Annotated in this window: 17 protein-coding genes; 9 read left to right on the top strand and 8 right to left on the bottom strand. The window is 71.8% G+C overall.

Annotated features, from left to right (window positions below; all coding sequences use genetic code 11):
• Positions 1-93: 93 nt before the first annotated feature.
• From ACJX2R_RS07825 to ACJX2R_RS07815, 3 genes are all read right to left on the bottom strand, one after another.
• Entirely contained in the window at positions 94-2544 is a 2451-nt protein-coding gene (locus ACJX2R_RS07825) for a GcvT family protein (RefSeq protein ID WP_413099421.1), read from the bottom strand.
• Positions 2541-3626 (bottom strand): S-(hydroxymethyl)mycothiol dehydrogenase, encoded by a 1086-nt coding sequence (locus ACJX2R_RS07820; protein ID WP_413099420.1) that lies wholly within the window; start codon positions 3624-3626, stop codon positions 2541-2543. The genes ACJX2R_RS07825 and ACJX2R_RS07820 overlap by 4 nt, the downstream gene beginning before the upstream one ends.
• A gap of 323 nt (positions 3627-3949) precedes the next feature.
• Positions 3950-4747 carry an IclR family transcriptional regulator gene (locus tag ACJX2R_RS07815; RefSeq protein ID WP_138912448.1) on the bottom strand — a complete coding sequence of 266 codons (798 nt, stop codon included), beginning with the start codon at positions 4745-4747 and terminating at the stop codon, positions 3950-3952.
• A 151-nt stretch (positions 4748-4898) separates the two neighbouring features.
• Here ACJX2R_RS07815 and ACJX2R_RS07810 point away from each other — a divergent pair, with 151 nt between their 5' ends.
• Together ACJX2R_RS07810 and ACJX2R_RS07805 are read left to right on the top strand one after the other, a co-directional pair.
• The gene (locus ACJX2R_RS07810) at positions 4899-5261 is read left to right on the top strand and encodes a bifunctional 3-phenylpropionate/cinnamic acid dioxygenase ferredoxin subunit (protein ID WP_044579289.1); all 363 of its coding nucleotides are present in this window, start codon (positions 4899-4901) and stop codon (positions 5259-5261) included.
• Positions 5258-6460, top strand: coding sequence for an NAD(P)/FAD-dependent oxidoreductase (locus tag ACJX2R_RS07805; protein WP_413099419.1), 1203 nt, complete (start codon positions 5258-5260; stop codon positions 6458-6460). The genes ACJX2R_RS07810 and ACJX2R_RS07805 overlap by 4 nt, the downstream gene beginning before the upstream one ends.
• Here ACJX2R_RS07805 and ACJX2R_RS07800 read toward each other — a convergent pair.
• Positions 6408-6857, bottom strand: a complete 450-nt coding sequence (locus ACJX2R_RS07800) for a hypothetical protein (RefSeq protein ID WP_413099418.1) — start codon at positions 6855-6857, stop codon at positions 6408-6410. The genes ACJX2R_RS07805 and ACJX2R_RS07800 overlap by 53 nt on opposite strands.
• Positions 6858-7202: 345 nt before the next feature.
• Here ACJX2R_RS07800 and ACJX2R_RS07795 point away from each other — a divergent pair, with 345 nt between their 5' ends.
• From ACJX2R_RS07795 to ACJX2R_RS07780, 4 genes are read left to right on the top strand one after another with little or no spacing between them, the layout of a single operon-like run.
• Entirely contained in the window at positions 7203-9887 is a 2685-nt protein-coding gene (locus ACJX2R_RS07795; protein ID WP_413099417.1) for a nitrate- and nitrite sensing domain-containing protein, read from the top strand.
• The gene (locus tag ACJX2R_RS07790) at positions 9884-10312 is read left to right on the top strand and encodes a roadblock/LC7 domain-containing protein (protein ID WP_413099416.1); all 429 of its coding nucleotides are present in this window, start codon (positions 9884-9886) and stop codon (positions 10310-10312) included. The genes ACJX2R_RS07795 and ACJX2R_RS07790 overlap by 4 nt, the downstream gene beginning before the upstream one ends.
• Before the next feature lie 15 nt (positions 10313-10327).
• Positions 10328-10723 carry a DUF742 domain-containing protein gene (locus ACJX2R_RS07785; protein ID WP_020873579.1) on the top strand — a complete coding sequence of 132 codons (396 nt, stop codon included), beginning with the start codon at positions 10328-10330 and terminating at the stop codon, positions 10721-10723.
• A complete protein-coding gene (locus ACJX2R_RS07780) occupies positions 10704-11294 on the top strand; it encodes a GTP-binding protein (RefSeq protein WP_037964151.1) in 591 nt (196 codons plus the stop codon). The genes ACJX2R_RS07785 and ACJX2R_RS07780 overlap by 20 nt, the downstream gene beginning before the upstream one ends.
• Before the next feature lie 89 nt (positions 11295-11383).
• On the opposite strand, the gene glpK is transcribed toward ACJX2R_RS07780, so the two are convergent.
• The 4 genes from glpK to ACJX2R_RS07760 form a co-directional block, all read right to left on the bottom strand.
• Positions 11384-12916, bottom strand: coding sequence for a glycerol kinase GlpK (gene glpK, locus ACJX2R_RS07775; RefSeq protein WP_413099415.1), 1533 nt, complete (start codon positions 12914-12916; stop codon positions 11384-11386).
• A gap of 14 nt (positions 12917-12930) precedes the next feature.
• Entirely contained in the window at positions 12931-13695 is a 765-nt protein-coding gene (locus ACJX2R_RS07770; RefSeq protein ID WP_413099414.1) for an MIP/aquaporin family protein, read from the bottom strand.
• A 323-nt stretch (positions 13696-14018) separates the two neighbouring features.
• Positions 14019-15209: a lipid-transfer protein gene (locus ACJX2R_RS07765; RefSeq protein WP_262705177.1), complete on the bottom strand. Its 1191-nt coding sequence runs from the start codon at positions 15207-15209 to the stop codon at positions 14019-14021.
• Complete coding sequence (locus ACJX2R_RS07760; protein WP_413105795.1) at positions 15206-15658, bottom strand: Zn-ribbon domain-containing OB-fold protein; 453 nt, start codon at positions 15656-15658, stop codon at positions 15206-15208. Before ACJX2R_RS07760 ends, ACJX2R_RS07765 begins: the two co-directional genes overlap by 4 nt.
• A gap of 155 nt (positions 15659-15813) precedes the next feature.
• On the opposite strand from ACJX2R_RS07760, the gene ACJX2R_RS07755 reads away from it, so the two are divergent.
• The 3 genes from ACJX2R_RS07755 to ACJX2R_RS07745 all read left to right on the top strand — a co-directional run bounded on the left by ACJX2R_RS07755 (position 15814) and on the right by ACJX2R_RS07745 (position 19013).
• The gene (locus tag ACJX2R_RS07755; RefSeq protein ID WP_413099413.1) at positions 15814-16893 is read left to right on the top strand and encodes an ABC transporter ATP-binding protein; all 1080 of its coding nucleotides are present in this window, start codon (positions 15814-15816) and stop codon (positions 16891-16893) included.
• A 91-nt stretch (positions 16894-16984) separates the two neighbouring features.
• Positions 16985-18166: an ABC transporter substrate-binding protein gene (locus tag ACJX2R_RS07750; RefSeq protein ID WP_413099412.1), complete on the top strand. Its 1182-nt coding sequence runs from the start codon at positions 16985-16987 to the stop codon at positions 18164-18166.
• A 1-nt stretch (position 18167) separates the two neighbouring features.
• On the top strand, positions 18168-19013 hold the full coding sequence (locus ACJX2R_RS07745) for an ABC transporter permease (protein WP_262705174.1): 846 nt from the start codon (positions 18168-18170) through the stop codon (positions 19011-19013).
• Positions 19014-19060: the final 47 nt, after the last annotated feature.

Raw genomic sequence — 19060 nt, 5'->3', positions numbered from 1 at the left:
GGGGGTCGAAGAGCTCGATGGGGTGGGCGGTGTCACCGGTGAGTGCCAAGGGGGCCGCCGAGCGGTCGTGTCCCGCTCCCGCGGCGCTCGGTGTCAGCGGCGGATGCGCTCCATGCGCGGGTCGAAGAGGGGCTCGGCGGCGACGGTCGCGGGCACCTTCTCGCCGAAGTACTCGATGTGGACGGCGGTGCCGGGCGCCGCGGCCGCGGCGGGCAGCCAGGCGTAGGCGACCGTCCGGCCGATGGTGTAGCCGTAGGACGCGCTGGTCACATAGCCCGCCGGGACGCCATCGGCGTACACCGGCTCCTTGCCCATGACGACCGCGGCCGGGTCGTCCAGGGTGAGACAGGTCAGCCGGCGCGCCGCCGTCGCCTCGGAGCGGCCCTCGAGCGCCGCGCGCCCGGTGAAGTCGCCCTTGTTCATCCGGACGGCGAAGCCGACCCCGGCCTCGTAGGGATCGTGCTCGGTGGTCATGTCATGGCCCCAGGCGCGATAGCCCTTCTCCAGCCGCAGGCTGTTGAAGGCCGAACGCCCGGCGGCGATCACCCCGTGGCGCTGTCCGGCCTCCCACAGGGTGTCCCACAGCCGCAGCCCCATGTCGGCGGTGGTGTACAGCTCCCAGCCGAGCTCGCCGACGTAACTCAGCCGCATCGCGGTCACCGGGACATGGCCGATATAGGTCTGCCTGGCCTTGAAGTAGCCGAACGCCTCGTGGGAGAAGTCGTCGCGGGTCAGCGGCTGGACCAGTTCCCGGGCGAGCGGGCCCCAGACGCCGACGCAGCAGGTGCCCGGGGTGATGTCCGCGATGTGCACGTCGTCGGGCGCGTGGCGCAGCAGCCAGTCCATGTCCAGCCCGCCGTTGGCCCCCACCTGGAAGTGGTGCTCGGAGAGCCGGGCCACGGTGAGGTCGCTGCGGATGCCCCCGGCTTCGTCCAGCAGCAGGGTATAGGTGACCGCGCCGGGCTTCTTCGCCAGCTGATTGGTGGTCATGCGCTGGAGGAAGTCCAGCGCCCCGGGGCCGCTGACCGTCAGCCGCTTGAGCGGGGTCATGTCGTACAGCGCGACCCGCTCCCGGGTGGCCCTGGCCTCGGCGGCGGCGATGGGCGACCAGTAGCGGGCCGACCAGGCGTCGCGCGGGGGCAGTTCGACGGACTCGGCGAGCGGGGCGTTCGCCTCGTACCAGTGCGGCCGCTCCCAGCCCGCCGCCTCCAGGAAGTACCCGCCCAGCTCACGCTGCCGGACGTGGAAGGGGCTGACCCGCAGCGGACGGGGCTGCTCCATCGGCTGGAGCGGATGGATGACGTCGTAGACCTCGACGAAGTTCTGCTGACCCCGCTCGGTGACGTAGGCGGGGGAGCGCTGGGCGTCCTCGAAGCGGTACAGATCGCATTCATGGACGTCCATGCCTGGCCGACCGTCCGTCATCCACTCGGCCAGGGCCCGGGCCACGCCCGCGGAGTGGGTCACCCACACCGCCTCGGCCAGCCAGAAGCCGCGCACCTCGCGGGACTCGCCGATCACCGGCATACCGTCGGGGGTGAAGGAGAAGACGCCGTTGAAGCCCTCCTCGACCCGGCTCGCGCCGAGCGCGGGGAGCAACTGGACGCTGTCCTCCCAGCTGGGGGCGAAGTCCTCCGGGGTGAACGGCAGCGAGGACGGCATCACCGGGGCGTCGTCGTACGCGGGCAGCCGCGCCGGGTCCACGGGGAGCGGGCGGTGGGCGTAGCTGCCGATGCCGATGCGGTCGGTGTGCTCGCGGTAGTACAGATCGCGGTCCTGGAACCGCAGGATCGGCTTGCTCGCCTCCGTACGGGGGTCGTTCACCCCCGCGAGCTCGGGCAGCGGCCCGGTCTTGGCGTACTGGTGGGCCAGCGGCTGCAAGGGGACGGGGACCCCCGCCATGTCGCCGATCAGCGGGCCCCAGAAACCGGCGGCGGAGACCACGATGTCGGCGGGGAAGGTGCCCCGGTCGGTGACCACGGCGGTCACCCGGCCGCCCTCCCGCTCGATGGCGGTCACGGTGTGCCGGTCCAGGAACCGGGCACCGTGCGCGGTGGCCCGCTCCATCTGGGCGCGGGAGGCGAGCAGCGCGCGGGCCAGCCCGTCGTCCGGGGTGTGGAGGCCGCCGAGGATCCGCTCCGGGTCCAGCATCGGCCACATCTCGGCGCACCTGGCCGGGCCGAGCAGCTCGGCGCGTACGCCCCAGGATGCCGCGAGACCGGCCTTGCGGTGCAGGTCCGCCCAGCGCTCCTCGCTGGTGGCGATCTCCAGACCGCCCACCGGGTTGAAGCAGGGCAGCCCGTCGACCTCGAGGGAGGAGAACTTCTCCACGGTGTACCGGGCGAGGTCGGTCAGGGTCTTGGAGGGGCTGGTCTGGAAGACCAGACCGGGGGCGTGCGAGGTCGAGCCGCCGGGGGCGAGCAGCGGCCCCTGCTCCAGGACGGTGACGTCCCGCCAGCCACGTGCGGTCAGCTCATCGGCGAGGGAGCAGCCGACGATCCCGGCCCCGACGATCACAACACGGGAATTCAATGGCGCGTTCACAGGACCACCACCGACCGCAGCACCTCGCCGCGCTGCATCTTCGCGAACGCGGCCTCGACCTCGTCCAGCGTGATCGTCTCGCTGACGAACGCCTCCAGATCCAGCTTGCGGCTGAGGTGGAGGTCGACCAGGACCGGGAAGTCCCGGCTGGGCAGGCAGTCGCCGTACCAGGACGACTTGAGCGCACCGCCCCGCGAGAACAGATCGATCAGCGGCAGATCGATGCGCATCTCCGGGTCCGGCACCCCGACCTGCACCAGCACCCCGGCCAGATCGCGCATATAGAAGCCCTGGGTGTAGGTCTCGGGGCGGCCCACCGCGTCGATGACCACGTTCGCGCCGAAGCCCCCGGTCAGCTCGCGCACCGCCTCGACCGGGTTCGTACCACGGGAGTTGACGGTGTCGGTGGCGCCGAAGCGGGTCGCCGCGTCCAGCTTGGCGTCGTCGATGTCCACGGCGATCACCCGGCGGGCCCCGGACAGCGAGGCCCCGGCGATCGCGGCGTTGCCGACGCCGCCGCAGCCGATGACCGCGACCGTGTCACCGTTGGACACCCCGCCGGTGTGCACCGCCGCGCCGTACCCGGCCATCACCCCGCAGCCGATCAGGCCCGCCGCCTCGGGCCGTGCCCCGGGGTCGATCTTCACCGCCTGTCCGGCCGCGACCAGCGTCTTCTCGGCGAACGCGCCGATGCCCAGCGCCGGGCTGAGCGGGGTGCCGTCGGTCAGGGTCATCGGCTGGGCGGCATTGCGGCTGTCGAAGCAGTACCACGGGCGGCCCCGGTGGCAGGAGCGGCAGCCGCCGCACGGCGCCCGCCAGGCCAGGACCACATAGTCGCCGGGGGCGAGTGCGGTGACGCCGGGGCCCACGGCCTCGACCATTCCGGCCGCCTCATGCCCGAGCAGATACGGGAATTCGTCACCGATCGCGCCGTCCCGGTAGTGCAGGTCGGTGTGGCACACCCCGCACGCCTGCACTCCCACCAGCACCTCACCGGGACCGGGCTCGGGCACGAGAACGGGCACCACTTCCACCGGGGCGCCCTTTTTGACCGCGACGACGGCGCGGGCTTCTTGCGGCATGGCTCACTCCTCTGTTCTCCTGCGATCGCAGGGACCGGTGCACGGGAGCTGGCATGACTGCCTCGAAGGAGGGTGAGACCGAGGCCGTTCAACGGCCGCCGGTTACCCCCCAGTTGCGTATAGCGCGGCGTGTTGCGCGATGGGAGACATCCTGAAAGTCGCCGCCCCGCGCGGTCAAGGGGTGCGCGTAAACCGTCTGTGAACCGGCGCTGACGGGGGAATTCGCGTAGATCGCACGCCTCACGGAATGCCTGGGTACAGACGTGACGAGGGGGCCGGAGTCGTCCGGCCCCCTCGTCGGATGGGTGGGGTGGTGGGTTGGCTCAGCCGGGGAAGCCCATCCGCCGGGACAGCTCCTCGGCGGTCTTCACGGCGTACTCGGCCAGATCGGGCAGCCGGCTCTGGGCCATCCGGTACGCCGGTCCCGAGACGCCGATCGCCCCCATGACCGCGCCGTCGTGGCCGCGCACCGGCGCCGCCACCGCGTTCAGCCCGATCTCCAGCTCCTCGCAGGAGTAGGCGAACCCGCGCTCGGCCGCGGTCTCCAGCTGCTGCCGCAACTCGGCGGAGGTGGTGATGGTGTGCTCGGTGAACCGCGGCAGCTTCCGCGTCACCAGTCGCTCCCGGCGCTCGCCCGACAGATGCGCGAGCAGCACCTTGCCGCTCGCGGTCGCGTGCAGCGCGGTGCGCCGCCCCAGCCAGTTGAAGGCGGTCACCGCGGCGGCGCCGCGCGCCTGCATGATGTTGACCGCCGCGTCCCCGTCCAGGACGGCGATATTGGCCGTCTCGCCGGTCTCGTCGGCCAGCGCCCGGCACACCGGGGCGCCCTCCTGCGAGATGTCCAGGCGGATGGCGGCGGCGCCCGCGAGTCTGAGCACCCCGGCGCCCAGGTAGTACTTCCCCCGGTCCCGCTCCTGCCCGACGAGTCCGCGGTTCTCCAGTACGCCGAGCAGCCGGAAGGCGGTCGACTTGTGGACCCCCAGCTCGTCGGCGATCTCGGTCACTCCGGCCTCGCCGAGTCTGGCAAGGATCTCCAGGACGCTGACCGCCCTGTCCACCGACTGCACTGCCCCGGCGGCCCCCCGCTTCTCCTCGGCCCGATCCTCGGTCGTGTTCGTCATGGTTCTGATCTCACCATCCGGCGGCTCTGCGTGGGGCCCCTCGGGCCGGGGAACTCTTGACGGCTGCCTTCCCGATCTGGATTCTGTTGCGCATCGCGCTTTTCAGTGCACTATCCACAACGCATGATACCGATCAACGTGAGGGGGGCCAATGATTCCCGTCTGCCGTATCGAGGACCTGCCGGAGGGTGAGTCGGTGCGTATCGAGGCCGGCGATGCCACCGCGCCGATCGCGGTGTTCCACACCGACGGTGCGTTCTACGCCATCGATGACACTTGCAGCCACCAGGATGCCTCCCTCTCCGACGGGTGGCTGGAAGGCTGCTACGTGGAATGCCCGCTGCACGCCGCGCTGTTCGATCTGCGATCCGGCGAGCCGACCTGTCTGCCCGCCCGTAAGCCCGTACGGACCCACGCTGTCACGGTCGTGGACGGAATGCTGTATGTCCACCCCGCGGTGCAGACCGTTCCCGGCCAGCCCGTGCACGCGGCGCCGGAAGAAGCCGTGGCATGACGGCGGTCAGGACGGTCACCGTGGTCGGGGCCTCGCTCGCGGGTCTGCACGCCGCGCGGGGCCTGCGCTCCCAGGGGTACGACGGGCGGCTGGTCGTCGTCGGCGAGGAGCGCCACCGCCCCTACGACCGCCCGCCGCTGTCCAAGGAGTTCCTGACCGGGGACGGCGACCCGGGCGGGGGTCTGGGGCCGCTGGCCCTCACCGACCCCGAGGAGGAGGCCGAGCTGGACGCCGAGTGGCTGCTCGGCGTCCGGGCCGAGGCGCTGGACACCGCGGCCGGGGAGATCCGTCTCACCGGCGGCCGCGCCCTGCGCACCGACGGCGTCGTCATCGCCACCGGCGCCACGCCCAGGACGCTGCCCCTCCCACCGCTGGACGGGGTGCACACCCTGCGCACCCTCGACGACGCGCTCCGGCTCCGCGCGGAGCTGCGCGCGGGCGCCGAGCGGGCGGTGGTGATCGGCGCGGGCTTCATCGGCGCCGAGGTGGCCTCCTCCTGTGCCGCCCTCGGGCTCGACGTCACCGTCGTGGAGGCCGCGCCACTGCCGCTGGTGCCCCAACTGGGCGAGGAGATGGCCCGGGTGTGCGCCGGGCTGCACGCGCGGGGCGGGGCCACGCTGCTGTGCGGCACGGGTGTGGCCGGTCTGCGCGGAGCCGGCCGGGTCACCGGTGTGGAGCTCTCCGACGGGCGGGTGCTGCCCGCCGATGTGGTGGTCGTCGGGGTCGGGGTGCGTCCCGTCACCGGGTGGCTGGAAGGCTCCGGTCTGGCCCTGGACGACGGGGTGCGGTGCGACGAGGGCTGTGTCACCGCGCTGCCCAACGTCGTGGCCGTCGGGGACGTGGCCCGGCTGGACCGGCCGGGCACCGCCCGCACCGTCCGGGCCGAGCACTGGACCAGCAGCATGCTCCAGGGCGACGTGGCCGCCCGCAATCTGCTCGCCGGGTCCACCGTCGAACGCTTCGACGCGCTCCCCTACTTCTGGTCCGACCAGTACGGCGCGCGCATCCAGTACGCCGGGCGGCGCGAACCCGGGGACACGGTCCGGATCCTCGAGGGGGACCCTGCCGACGGCGGCGGCTTCCTCGCCGTCTACGAACGTGACGGGATTCCCACCGCCGCCCTCGGCGTGGACCGGCCCCGGCCCTTCATGCGGCTGCGCCGCGAGCTGGCCCGCGCTCCGCAGCCGGCCGGGGGGTGACCGTCGGATCCGCCTCACGGGCCCGTTCCCGGCGGCGTCGGCGACGCATCTCGCGGGCCGTGCTGCTGGGCCGGGACACCACCCCGTAGCGCTGGCGCCAGACCTGCCGGGTCACCCACACGTCCAGCACCCCCCAGGTCGCCACCACCGTGCTCGCCACCGTGGCGAGCACGACGGGAAAGGCGGACCATGAGCCCGCCAGGGTGCACAGCAGGGCCACCATCACCTCCACCAGTGTCACGGCGATGATGATGACCGCCCGCACCGCCGCCGTACGGACGGGATCGGGCAGCCGCCGCCTGCGCGCCGGCTCCTCGGTCCACAACGGCCGGACCCCGTGCGCCGGGATGTCGCGATCCTTGTCCATCGCGTCCATGACGCTCCCACCCCTTTCCATGCTCTGCCCCGGTGCGGCCGAGTCAGATAGCGGGACTTGGGTCGTATGCCCCCCTAGTGTGCCCCGTTGGATCACGAATGGCACCGACCACGGGTTCCCCTGGGGAGGGGAAAACAAGCCAAGCGCGGCCGAATGGCCGTATGCGGTGTCCGGGGGAGGGGCGCCGAGCGGTGGGGGGTAAGTCGGGGAATCGCCCGACAACTCCCGATCACGGGCTGTAAGGGACTCCCTGCATCAAGTGGACATGCCTTCGAACTGACCAACCGGCAGTAGTAGGCTCGCGCCCGCTCGATGTCGGAACTCGGAACCCCGCCCCTGGAATTCGGGGTTGACGTTAGGGAGGCCATGCGCTTTCGCGGTAAGTCCATCCGCAGGAAGATCGTGGCGCTGTTGCTGGTGCCGCTCGTGTCGCTGACGGCGATATGGGCGTTCGCCACGGTGATCACCGGTCGCGAGGCAATGCAACTGGTGGACGCGTCCGACATCATCGACAAGGCGGGCCAGCCGGCCGAGGACGCGGTGCACGCCGTCCAGAAGGAGCGCCGGCAGACGCTCATCCTGCTGGCCGATCCGCGGCAGTCGGACGCCCTGCCCGTGCTCCACTCCCTCCAGCGCAAGACCGACCAGGCGATCGACAAGCTGCGGGCCGCCGAGTCGGACGGCGATGTGCACGGCAAGATGAACGACGACTCCGAGGAACAGCTCGACAACATCCTCAAGGCCGCGGACGGACTGGACAGTCTGCGCCGCAAGGTCGAGGACGACGGCATCTCCCCGACCCAGGCGTATGAGTATTACAACAAGCTCGTCGACCTCTGCTACACCTTCCGCAGCTCCCTCCACGCGGTGCCCGACACCGACCTCGACAAACAGGGCCGCGCGCTGGTCGCCATGATCCGCGCCCGGGAGGCGCTCTCCCGCGAGGACGCGCTGTACGTCTCGGCGCTGACGGCGCGCAAGATGTCCCTGGCGGACCTCCAGGCGATGTCCGACCTCATCGCCGAGCGCACCCTGCTCTACGAGATCAACCTGCCGATCCTCCCCGACTCCGAGCAGAAGGTCTTCGCCGACTACCGGCGCACCAACGCCGCCCCCGCCGCCCTGCGCGTGGCCGAGGGCAAGATCCTCTCCTCGATGGACCCCGCCACGGCCATCAAGTCGCTGGACCAGGAGCACTGGGAGGCCGCGGCCCAGCCCGTCCTCAACGACTACGACCGGCTGGGCGAGGAGGCCACCGACCGGCTCCAGAAGCGCATCGACCCGGTGGCCAACAGCGTGATGCTCAAGGCGGGTATCGCCGGCATCCTCGGCCTGGTCGCCCTCATCGTCTCCATCTTCGTCTCGTTCCGGATCGGCCGCAGCCTGGTCCGCGATCTGTCCCGGCTGCGCAGGGACGCCCAGGAGGTCGCCAGCGTCCGGCTGCCGAGCGTGATGCGCCGCCTCGGCGCGGGCGAGCAGATCGACGTGGAGACCGAAGCCCCCCGGCTGGACTACGGCCCCGATGAGATGGGCCAGGTCGGCCAGGCCCTCAACACCCTCCAGCGGGCCGCCGTCGAGGCCGCCGTCAAACAGGCCGAACTCCGCCAGGGCGTCTCCGAGGTCTTCGTCAACCTCGCCCGCCGCAGCCAGGTGCTGCTGCACCGTCAGCTCACCCTCCTGGACACCATGGAGCGGCGCACCGAGGACACCGACGAGCTGTCCGACCTGTTCCGCCTGGACCATATGACCACCCGTATGCGGCGGCACGCCGAGGGTCTGGTCATCCTCTCCGGCGCGGCCCCCTCCCGGCAGTGGCGCAAGCCGATCCAGCTGATGGACGTCGTGCGCGCCGCCGTCGCCGAGGTGGAGGACTACGAGCGGATCGAGATCCGCCGGCTGCCCCGGCTCGCGGTCGTCGGCCCGGCCGTCGGCGACCTCACCCACCTCGTCGCCGAACTCCTGGAGAACGCCACCGTCTTCTCGCCGCCGCACACCGCCGTCCAGGTGCACGGCGAGCGGGTCGCCAAGGGCTTCACCCTGGAGATCCACGACCGCGGTCTCGGCATGACGCCCGACGCGCTGCTGGAGGCCAACCTCCGGCTGGCCGAGACCCCCGAGTTCGAGCTGTCCGACACCGACCGGCTCGGGCTGTTCGTGGTCAGCCGGCTCGCCCAGCGGCAGGGGGTGCGGGTCTCGCTCCAGCCCTCCCCGTACGGCGGCACCACGGCCATCGTGCTCATCCCCGCCAATCTGCTCACCGACGACGGCGCCCGGGGGGACACCGACGGCCGCGACACCGGCGGCCGTCACACCGACACCGCGCGGCGCGGCGTGGGCGACGTCCGGCTCGGGCCCGCCGACGAGGCCGAGCCGGCCTCCCAGCTCGCCTCGCTGACCGCGTCCCTGACCCACGAGGCCCACCACGACGACGCCGACGAGGACGACGAAGTGGGCGGCATCTTCCGCGCCCGCGGCCTCAAGACGCGCCAGTCCACGCGCACCGGACCCGTTCCGTCCACCGTGGAGCAGCACCAGCAGGCTCCGGACGGCCCGGGCCCGGAACCGGGCGGCGGCCCCGCGCCGCTGCCCCGCCGTGTCCCGCCGGTCCTGGTCGCCGACCACGGCCGGCCGGTCGAGGGCACGTCCGGCGGACGGCAGAGCCGTACCCAGGGCCCGGGGCAGCCGTCCTGGGCCGAGCGCTCCGAGCGCCAGGGCCAGGACCAGGCCCAGGGCCGTGACCAGGGCCCGCGGCGCACGGGGCCGGAGCGCCGGGGACCGGAGGAGAGCCCGGTGCCCACCCAGCGGGCGGCCTCCGGCCTCCCCAAGCGGGTCCGGCAGGCGAGCCTGGCCCCGCAGCTGAAGAACGACCCCGCACCCCCGACCGACGACCGAACCCCTGCCGAGAACGATCCCGAGCGCGAAGCCGAGCAGGCGAGGGCCACCATGGCCTCGCTCCAACGGGGTTGGCAGCGCGGTCGGCGGCAGTCGGCCACCGGATCCGGAGGCGCGGACGTAAGTCCGGGAACGACACAAGAGGGGGACGGTCGATGACCGCATCGAACGCCGCAGCGCCCAACGGATCGCCCAACGCGTCGGGCGAGCTGAACTGGCTGCTGGACGAACTGGTCGGAAGAGTGGGCAGCATCCGCAAGGCGCTGGTGCTGTCCGGGGACGGGCTCCTCACGGGCGGCTCACGCGATCTGTCCCGGGAGGACGGTGAACATCTGGCCGCCGTGGCCTCGGGCTTCCACAGCCTCGCCAAGGGCGTCGGCCGCCACTTCGACGTCGGCCGGGTCCGGCAGACCATCGTCGAGCTCGACGACGCCTTCCTGTTCGTCACCGCGGCCGGCGACGGCAGCTGTCTCGCCGTCCTGGCCGACGCCGACTCCGATGTGGGCCAGATAGCGTACGAGATGACGCTTCTGGTCAAGCGGGTGGGCATGCATCTGGGCTCGGCCCCGCGCTCCACCGGGTGACGGAGGCCGGGGGAAATGAGCGGAGACCCGGAGCGCGCCGCCCGGTGGTTCGACGACGCGGCGGGACCGGTGGTCAGGCCCTATGCGATGACGCGGGGACGCACCCGCAGCGCCGCCGAGGAGAAGCTGGATCTGATCGCTGTCGTCGTGGCCGACAGCGCGACCCACCGGACCGTCGCCGACCAGACGCTGTCCCCGGAACACATCGACATCGTCGAACTGAGCCGGGACAGCCCGCAGTCCGTCGCCGAACTGGCGGCCGAGCTCGACCTTCCGATCGGCGTGATCCGTGTGCTCATCGGCGATCTGCTCCACGCCGCACTCGTCCGAGTGTCCCGGCCCGTACCTCCGGCGGAACTGCCGGACGAGAGGATTCTGCGCGAGGTGATCAATGGTCTACGGGCACTCTGACCTGGGCCGCCCTCATATCGTCGAACCGGTCACACTGAAGATACTGGTGGCCGGCGGCTTCGGGGTGGGCAAGACGACCCTGGTGGGCGCGGTCAGCGAGATCAGACCGCTGCGCACCGAGGAGATCCTCACCGAGGCGGGCCGGCCGGTCGACGACATCGCGGGGGTGGAGTCCAAGACGACCACCACCGTCGCCATGGACTTCGGGCGCATCACGCTCCGCGAGGACCTGGTGCTCTATCTCTTCGGCACACCGGGCCAGGACCGGTTCTGGTTCCTGTGGGACGAGCTGGCCACCGGCGCGCTGGGCGCGGTGGTGCTGGCAGACACCCGCCGGCTCGAGGACTGCTTCGCCGCGATCGACTACTTCGAGCGGCGGGACATCGCCTTCACCGTGGCCGTCAACTGCTTCGAGGGGGCCGACCGCTATCCGGAGGATTCGGTGCGGGACGCCCTGGACCTCGACCCGGGCACCCCGGTCGTCCTGTGCGACGCCCGGGAGCGCGAGTCGGCCAAGCATGTGCTGATCTCGGTGGTGGAGCACGCGATGCTGGCTTCCGCGCGGGGCTGAACGGCACGGCCCGCACCCCGCCGTCCGGGGTACGGGCCGCCGTTCGGGCCGGCCGTACCAGGCCGCAGTCCGCCGGAGCCGGGTGCGGCTCAGGAGCCCTCGGCCGACTGCCCCTCCCGGTGCCAGCCGAAGCTGCGCTCCACCGCCATGCGCCAGTTGCCGTACTCGCGCGTCCGCTCCTCCTCGGTCATCCGCGGGGTCCACTCGGCATCCCGCTTCCAGTGGGCCCGCAGCTCGTCCAGGTCCTGCCAGGCGCCGGTGGCGAGCCCCGCCGCGTACGCCGCGCCCAGACAGGTGGTCTCGGCGACCACCGGACGGATCACCGGGACGCCCAGCACATCGGCCTGGTGCTGCATCAGCAGCCCGTTGGCGGTCATGCCGCCGTCGACCTTGAGCGTGCTGATCCGCACCCCGGAGTCCTGGTACATCGCGTCGACCACCTCGCGCGTCTGCCAGCTGGTCGCCTCCAGGACGGCGCGGGCCAGATGCGCCTTGGTGACATAGCGGGTGAGGCCGGTGATCACACCACGGGCGTCCGAGCGCCAGTACGGGGCGAAAAGACCCGAGAAGGCCGGGACGATGTACGCCCCGCCGTTGTCGTCCACGCTCGCCGCGAGCGGTTCGATCTCGTCGGCGGAGCGGATGATGCCCAGCTGGTCGCGGAACCACTGAACCAGCGCGCCGGTGATCGCGATCGATCCCTCCAGGCAGTAGACGGGCCGCTCGCCGCCGAGCCGGTAGCCCATCGTGGTCAGCAGCCCGCTCTTGGACGGCACCGGGCGGTCACCGGTGTTCAGCAGCAGGAAGCTGCCGGTGCCATAGGTGTTCTTGGCCTCGCCGACGCCGTAGCAGGTCTGGCCGAAGACGGCCGCCTGCTGATCGCCGAGCGCGGAGGCCACCGGCACCCCGGCCAACTGCCCGACCGCCGTGCCGTACACCTCGGCGGAGGAGCGGATCTCCGGCAGCATCGCCTCGGGGAGACCCATCGTGGAGAGGATCGAGGTGTCCCACTGGAGGGTCCGCAGATCCATCAGCAGGGTGCGTCCGGCGTTGGTCACATCGGTGACGTGCACCCCGCCGTCGGTGCCGCCGGTGAGGTTCCAGATCAGCCAGGAGTCGATGGTGCCGAAGGCGATCTCGCCCATCTCGGCGCGGCGGCGCAGCCCGGGCACATGGTCCAGCAGCCAGGCGGCCTTGGGGCCGGAGAAGTAGCTGGCCAGCGGCAGTCCGGTGGTGTCCCGGAAGCGGTCCTGCCCCACCTCGCCGCCGAGTTCCTCGCACAGGCCGGAGGTGCGGGTGTCCTGCCAGACGATCGCGTTGTGCACCGGTTTGCCGGTACGGCGGTCCCACAGGACCGTCGTCTCGCGCTGGTTGGTGATGCCCAGCGCGGTCAGCTCGTCGGCCCGCAGCCCCGCCTTGGCCAGCGCACCGGCCACCACGGCCTGCACCTTGGACCAGATCTCGGTGGCGTCGTGCTCCACCCAGCCGGGCTTGGGGAAGATCTGGCGGTGCTCGCGCTGGTCGACGGCGACGATCGCGCCGTTCCGGTCGAAGATGATGCAGCGGCTGGACGTGGTGCCCTGGTCGATCGCGGCGACGTAGGTGTCCGTCGGATGCGGCATGGCGTCTCCTTCGGTCAGAAGGCTGCGTTGAAGACGAGACCCGCCAGCACGGCCCCGATCAGCGGGCCCACCACCGGTATCCAGGCATAACCCCAGTCCGAGGTGCCCTTGTTGGGGATGGGCAGCAGGGCGTGGGCGAGGCGCGGCCCGAGGTCGCGCGCCGGGTTGATGGCGTAGCCGGTGGGCCCGCCCAGGGAGAGGCCGATGCCGACCACCAGGAAGGCGACGAGCAGGACGGAGATGCCCGAGCCGAGGACCACGGTGCCGCCGCCCTCGGTGACCGGACCGATCCCGATGCCCTCGACCTGGCCGAACGCGAGCAGCGGCAGCACCAGCGCGGCCGTCGCGATGATCTCGGTCACGAGGTTGGCCACCGGGTTCCGGATCTCCGGGACGGTGGAGAAGACCCCGAGCGTGGGCAGGGCGGTCTTCTCGTCGGTGTTGGCGGCGAACTGCGCGTAGTACAGCGCCCAGGTCAGCACCGCGCCGATCACGGCGCCCACCAGCTGCCCGAGGATGTAGAGCGGCACCTTGTCCCAGTCCCCGGTGTCCACGGCGACGCCCACGGTCACCGCCGGATTGAGATGGGCGCCGGACAGCGGGGCCGCGGTGTACGCGCCGGCCATGACGCCGAAGCCCCAGCCGAAGGCGACCACGATCCACCCGGCCGACTTGGCCTTGGAGTGGTTCAGGGTGACGGCGGCGCACACACCGGCGCCGAAGAGAATCAGTATCGCGGTGCCGATGACCTCACCGGTGAAGATGTCCCCATTGCTCATGGCGGCTCCTAGGACCTCGCCCGGGGCGGACGGCCCCGGTCCTCCGTGCTGGGTCGTTTCGAGCGTGCGGGTGCATCGGAATCGCCCGTGGGAGTGACCGTGGAGAGAGTCTGCGCGCGGCGACGCCGACTGACACCGCAGCAGTGTTCACCGGGGGTCAGGGGGCGTCAAGGTGATGGACGGCAACGGTGTTCGTGACAACCGTAAGGGCGTTGCCCTGGTATCGCCGCGCACGCGGGCGCCACTTGGACACCTGGCTGTCACTGAACAGCCATCTGACAGCCACCGGGCGGTTGCCGTCCGGGCGCCGCTCAGCTGACCGCTCAGCGGACCGCGACGACCGACGAACCGTGTCCGAACAGCCCCTGGTTGACGGTGATCCCGGCGCGCGCGCCCGGCACCTGCCGCTCGCCCGCCTGCCCGCGCAGCTGCCAGGTCAGCTCGCACACCTGGGCGATGGCCTGCGCCGGAACCGCCTCCCCGAAGGACGCGAGACCCCCGCTCGGATTGACCGGGATCCGCCCGCCCGGCGCCGTCGCCCCCTCGCGGAGCAGCTTCGCGCCCTCCCCGGGCGCGCACAGCCCCAAGTCCTCGTACCACTCCAGCTCCAGGGCCGTGGACAGGTCGTACACCTCGGCCAGCGACAGATCCTCCGGTCCGAGACCCGCCTCCTCGTACGCCGCCCGCGCGATGGAGGGCCGGAACGGATCGGGTGCGGGGGAGCCCGGCGGGGCGGAGTCGGTGGCGATGTCCGGCAGGTCCAGCGCGGTGCGCGGATGGGTGGGGGAGACCGACGAGACGGCGCGGACGCGGACCGGGCGCGCCATCCCGAGCCGCCGAGCCGTCTCCACGCTGCCGAGCACCAGCGCCGCCGCCCCGTCGGAGGTCGCGCAGATGTCCAGCAGCCGCAGCGGATCGGCGACCACCGGCGACGCGGCGACCTCCTCGGCGGTGACGGGGGAGCGGTAGCGGGCGTACGGATTGGCGGCGCCCGCGGCCGCGTTCTTCACCTTCACCCGCGCGAAGTCCTCGGCCGTGTCGCCGTACAGCGCCATCCGGCGGCGTGCCCAGAGCGCGAAGTAGGCGGGGTTGGTGGCGCCCAGCACCCGGAAGCGCAGCCAGTCCGGATCGTCCGGCCGCTCACCGCCCGCGGGCGCGAAGAACCCCTTGGGCGCCGCGTCGGAGCCCACCACCAACACGGTGTCCGCCATGCCCGACAGGATCTGGGCGCGGGCGGTGTCGATGGCCCGCGCGCCGGACGCGCAGGCCGCGTACACGCTGGTGACACGGGCGCCCTGCCAGCCCAGCGCCTTGGCGAAGGTCGCGCCCGCGACCTGCCCCGGATAGCCGCAGCGCACGGTGTTGGCGCCGACCACGGACTGGATCGCGGACCATTCGAGCCCGGCGTCCGCGAGCGCGGCCCGCGCCGCCTTCGTGCCGTACTCCACGAAGGAGCGGCCCCACTTGCCCCAGGGGTGCATCCCGGCGCCGAGCACCGCCACCTCACCGGTCATGACGCCTCCCCGGGAACGGGCCCCTCCTCGGGAACGGGCCGCCAGTGCCAGGTGGTGAGGGTGCGCCCGTCCTCCTCGGCCAGCACCCCCGGCACCACCTCGACCTCCATACCGATGGCCAGATCGGCCAGGTCCACCCCGGGGGCGCCCTGCCCCAGCACCACCATCCGCTCGGCGGCCAGCTCCACGGCGATCAGTGTGTAGGGCCGCCATGTGCGCTCGGGGTCGGAGGGGTAGGGGGCGGGTGGCCGGTAGCGGCCGTCGGTGTAGGACCACACCCGCCCGCGGCGGGACAGCGGAACCTCCGCCAGCTCGGTTCCGGAGCAGCCCGGGGCACGGCAGAGGGCGTCCTCCCGGGGGAAGTACACCGCCCCGCAGTCCCGGCAGCACGTCCCCAGCAGCCGGAACTCCCCGCCCTCGGCGGTGAACCACCCGTCCACCACGGGCATATGTGTGGGGGGCACGGTCCCTCCCGATTCCTGGTAACTGACGATGTGTCAGAAGTGTGGCACGGGGACCGCAGCGCGCGTAACCCCGGTACAGTGACCGCGATCACGGGCCGCGATCACGGGCCTGATCAGCCGAAGGGCGAGGGGAGCGGTCGGTGGCGGAGACGGAGACCAGGACGCGGACCGGGACCACGACGACGCGCACGGCCGTTAGGCTCGATGCCGTCACCAAGGACTTCGGGACGGTGCGCGCGGTGGACGCCGTCGACCTCACCGTCCACGAGGGCGAGTTCTTCTCGCTGCTCGGCCCCTCCGGCTCGGGGAAGACCACCCTGCTGCGGCTGGTCGCGGGGTTCGAACAGCCCACCGCGGGGCGTATCGAACTCGCCGGGGACGACGTCACCGCGACGCCTCCCCATCGCCGCGACGCACACACCGTCTTCCAGGACTACGCGCTCTTCCCGCATATGAGCGTCGAGCAGAACGTGGCCTACTCCCTGACCGTGCGCGGCGTCCGCAAGGCCGAGCGGCTCGCCCGCGCCCGCGAGGCGCTGACCACCGTACGGCTGGACGGCTTCGCCACCCGCCGCCCCGCCGAGCTCTCCGGTGGCCAGCGCCAGCGCGTCGCGCTCGCCCGCGCCCTCGTCGACCGGCCCGCCGTGCTGCTGCTCGACGAACCGCTCGGCGCGCTCGACCTGGCGCTGCGGCAGGAGATGCAGACCGAACTCAAGGAGCTCCAGCGCACCACCGGCATCACCTTCCTCCTGGTCACCCACGACCAGGACGAGGCGCTGACCATGAGCGACCGCATCGCCGTGGTCCGCGACGGCCGCATCGAGCAGACCGGCCCGCCGGTCGAGGTGTACGAACGCCCCGCCACCGCCTTCGTCGCGGGCTTCGTCGGCACCACCAACCTGCTGCGCGGCGAGGCCGCGGTGCGTGTCGTGGGCCGGCCCGGCACGTACTCCATCCGGCCCGAGCGGATCCTGCTCACCGAGCCCGTGGAGCCGCCCGCCGAAGCCGCGGCATCCGCTGACGGCCGACGGACCGTCACGGGGCGCGTCACCGATATCGTGCACGCCGGGGCGCACACCCGCTTCACCATCGCGCTTCCGCACGGCGACGGGCTCACCGTGCTCCGCCAGAACCTCACCGGACTCCCTCAATCCGCCCGCCCGGGCGGCGAGATCGGGTTGTCCTGGGACGAGAAGGACGCCTTCCCGGTACCGAGTTGACCTTGTCATTGCCGACGGCACCCTGGCGAGGGCCCATCGCCGGCCCGATACTGGCCGGGCCTCAAGTGCCTAGTGGGACGAGGAGGACCGGATGCGGAAACGGAAGACGTCTGCGTGGAGGTCCGCGGCCGCCGTCTGCGCGCTGCTGCTGACCGCGGCCGGGTGCGGCTCGGGCGGCGACGATGACAAGGGCGGCCACGCACCCGACAAGCTCGGCAAGGGCGAGGGCAAGGTCAACATCATCGCCTGGGCCGGCTACGCCGAGGACGGCTCCAACGACCCCAAGGTGGACTGGGTTCACCCGTTCGAGAAGAAGACCGGCTGCCAGGTGAACACCAAGACGGCCGGCACCTCCGACGAGATGGTTTCGCTGATGAAGACCGGGCAGTACGACACGGTCTCCGCGTCCGGCGACGCCACCCTGCGCCTCATCGCCTCCGGCGACGCGGCCCCCGTCAACACCAAACTGGTCCCCAACTACAAGGACGTCTTCCCGGCCCTCAAGAACCAGCCGTTCAACTCCAAGGACGGCCGGATGTACGGCATTCCGCACGGCCGGGGCGCCAACCTCCTCATGTACCGCACCGACAAGGTGAAGCCCGCGCCCGACTCCTGGCGCGCCGTCTTCGACGACTCCGCGCGCTACGGGGGGCACGTCACCGCCTACGACTCGCCCATCTATATCGCCGACGCCGCGCTCTATCTGATGCGCGCCAAGCCCTCGCTCGGCATCAAGAACCCCTACGCGCTCGACCAGAAGCAGCTCGACGCGGCCGTGTCCCTGCTGAAGAAGCAGCACAAGGCGGTGGGGGAGTACTGGAGCGACTACCAGAAGGAGATCACCGCCTTCAAGGGCGGCGACAGCGTCATCGGCACCACCTGGCAGGTCATCGCCAACCTCACCAAGGCCGAGAAGGCCCCGGTCAAGGCGGTGCTCCCCAAGGAGGGCGCCACCGGCTGGTCCGACACCTGGATGGTGTCCGCCAAGGCCGAGCACCCCAACTGCGCCTACAAGTGGCTCGACTGGATCGTTTCGCCCAAGGTCAACGCCCAGGTCGCGGAGTACTTCGGCGAGGCTCCGTCCAACCGTAAGGCGTGCGCCGAGACCTCCGACCCGAACCACTGCGCGATCTTCCACGCGGACGACGAGAAGTACTTCCAGCGCGTCCACTTCTGGACCACGCCCATCAAGGAGTGCCTCGACGGCCGTAAGGACGCCACCTGCACCGACTACGCCCAGTGGACCCGGGCCTGGACGGAGGTCAAGGGCTGAGATGCCCGCCGCGCCCACCCCAGGCTCGCGGCTGCGCCTCACCGCGCTCCTCGCCCCGCCCCTGCTCTGGCTGACCCTGGCCTATCTGGGCTCGCTCGCCATCCTGCTGCTGTCGGCCTTCTGGGCCACCGACTCCTTCACCTCCGACGTCGTCCACACCTGGAACACCGACAACTTCCACGAGCTGCTGACCACCCCCGTCTACCGCACCATCGCCCTGCGCACCCTGTCCATCGCGGTCGCCGTCACCGTCATCGACGCGCTCCTCGCCCTGCCCATGGCGTTCTGCATGGCGCGGGTCGCGGGGCGGCGGTGGCGGCGGCCGCTGCTGGTCGCCGTGCTCACCCCGCTGTGGGCCGGCTATCTGGTCAAGGCGTACGCCTGGCGGGTCATGCTCGGCGAGGACGGCGTCGTGGGCGCCGCCCTGGCCCCGTTCGGGCTGCACGGGCCCGGCTACGGCACCACCGCCGTCGTCATCGTGCTCGCCTACCTCTGGCTGCCGTACATGATCCTTCCGGTGTACGCGGCCCTGGAACGGCTCCCCGAGCGGATGCTGGAGGCCTCGGCCGACCTCGGCGCCGGCGCCTGGCGGACCCTGCGCTCCGTCGTCCTGCCCGCCGTACGCCCCGCCGTGTTCGCCGGATCCGTCTTCACCTTCTCGCTCAGCCTGGGCGACTACCTCACCGTGCAGATCGTCGGCGGCAAGACCCAGCTGCTGGGCAATGTGATCGCCTCACAGGTCACCCTGGACCTGCCGATGGCCGCCGCGCTCTCCGCCGTACCCGTGGTCCTCATCGTCTGCTACCTGGCCGCCGTACGCCGTGCGGGCGCCCTCGACTCGCTCTGACCGCTCCAGTCGCCCCAGCCCCAGCCGCTCCAATCGCCGTCGCCCCA

It is taken from the genome of Streptomyces sp. Inha503 (assembly GCF_047215865.1).
GTDB lineage: Bacteria > Actinomycetota > Actinomycetes > Streptomycetales > Streptomycetaceae > Streptomyces > Streptomyces lycopersici.
The sequence above is the reverse complement of the archived record's forward strand: the minus strand, read 5'-3'. Positions and strand labels throughout refer to the sequence as shown.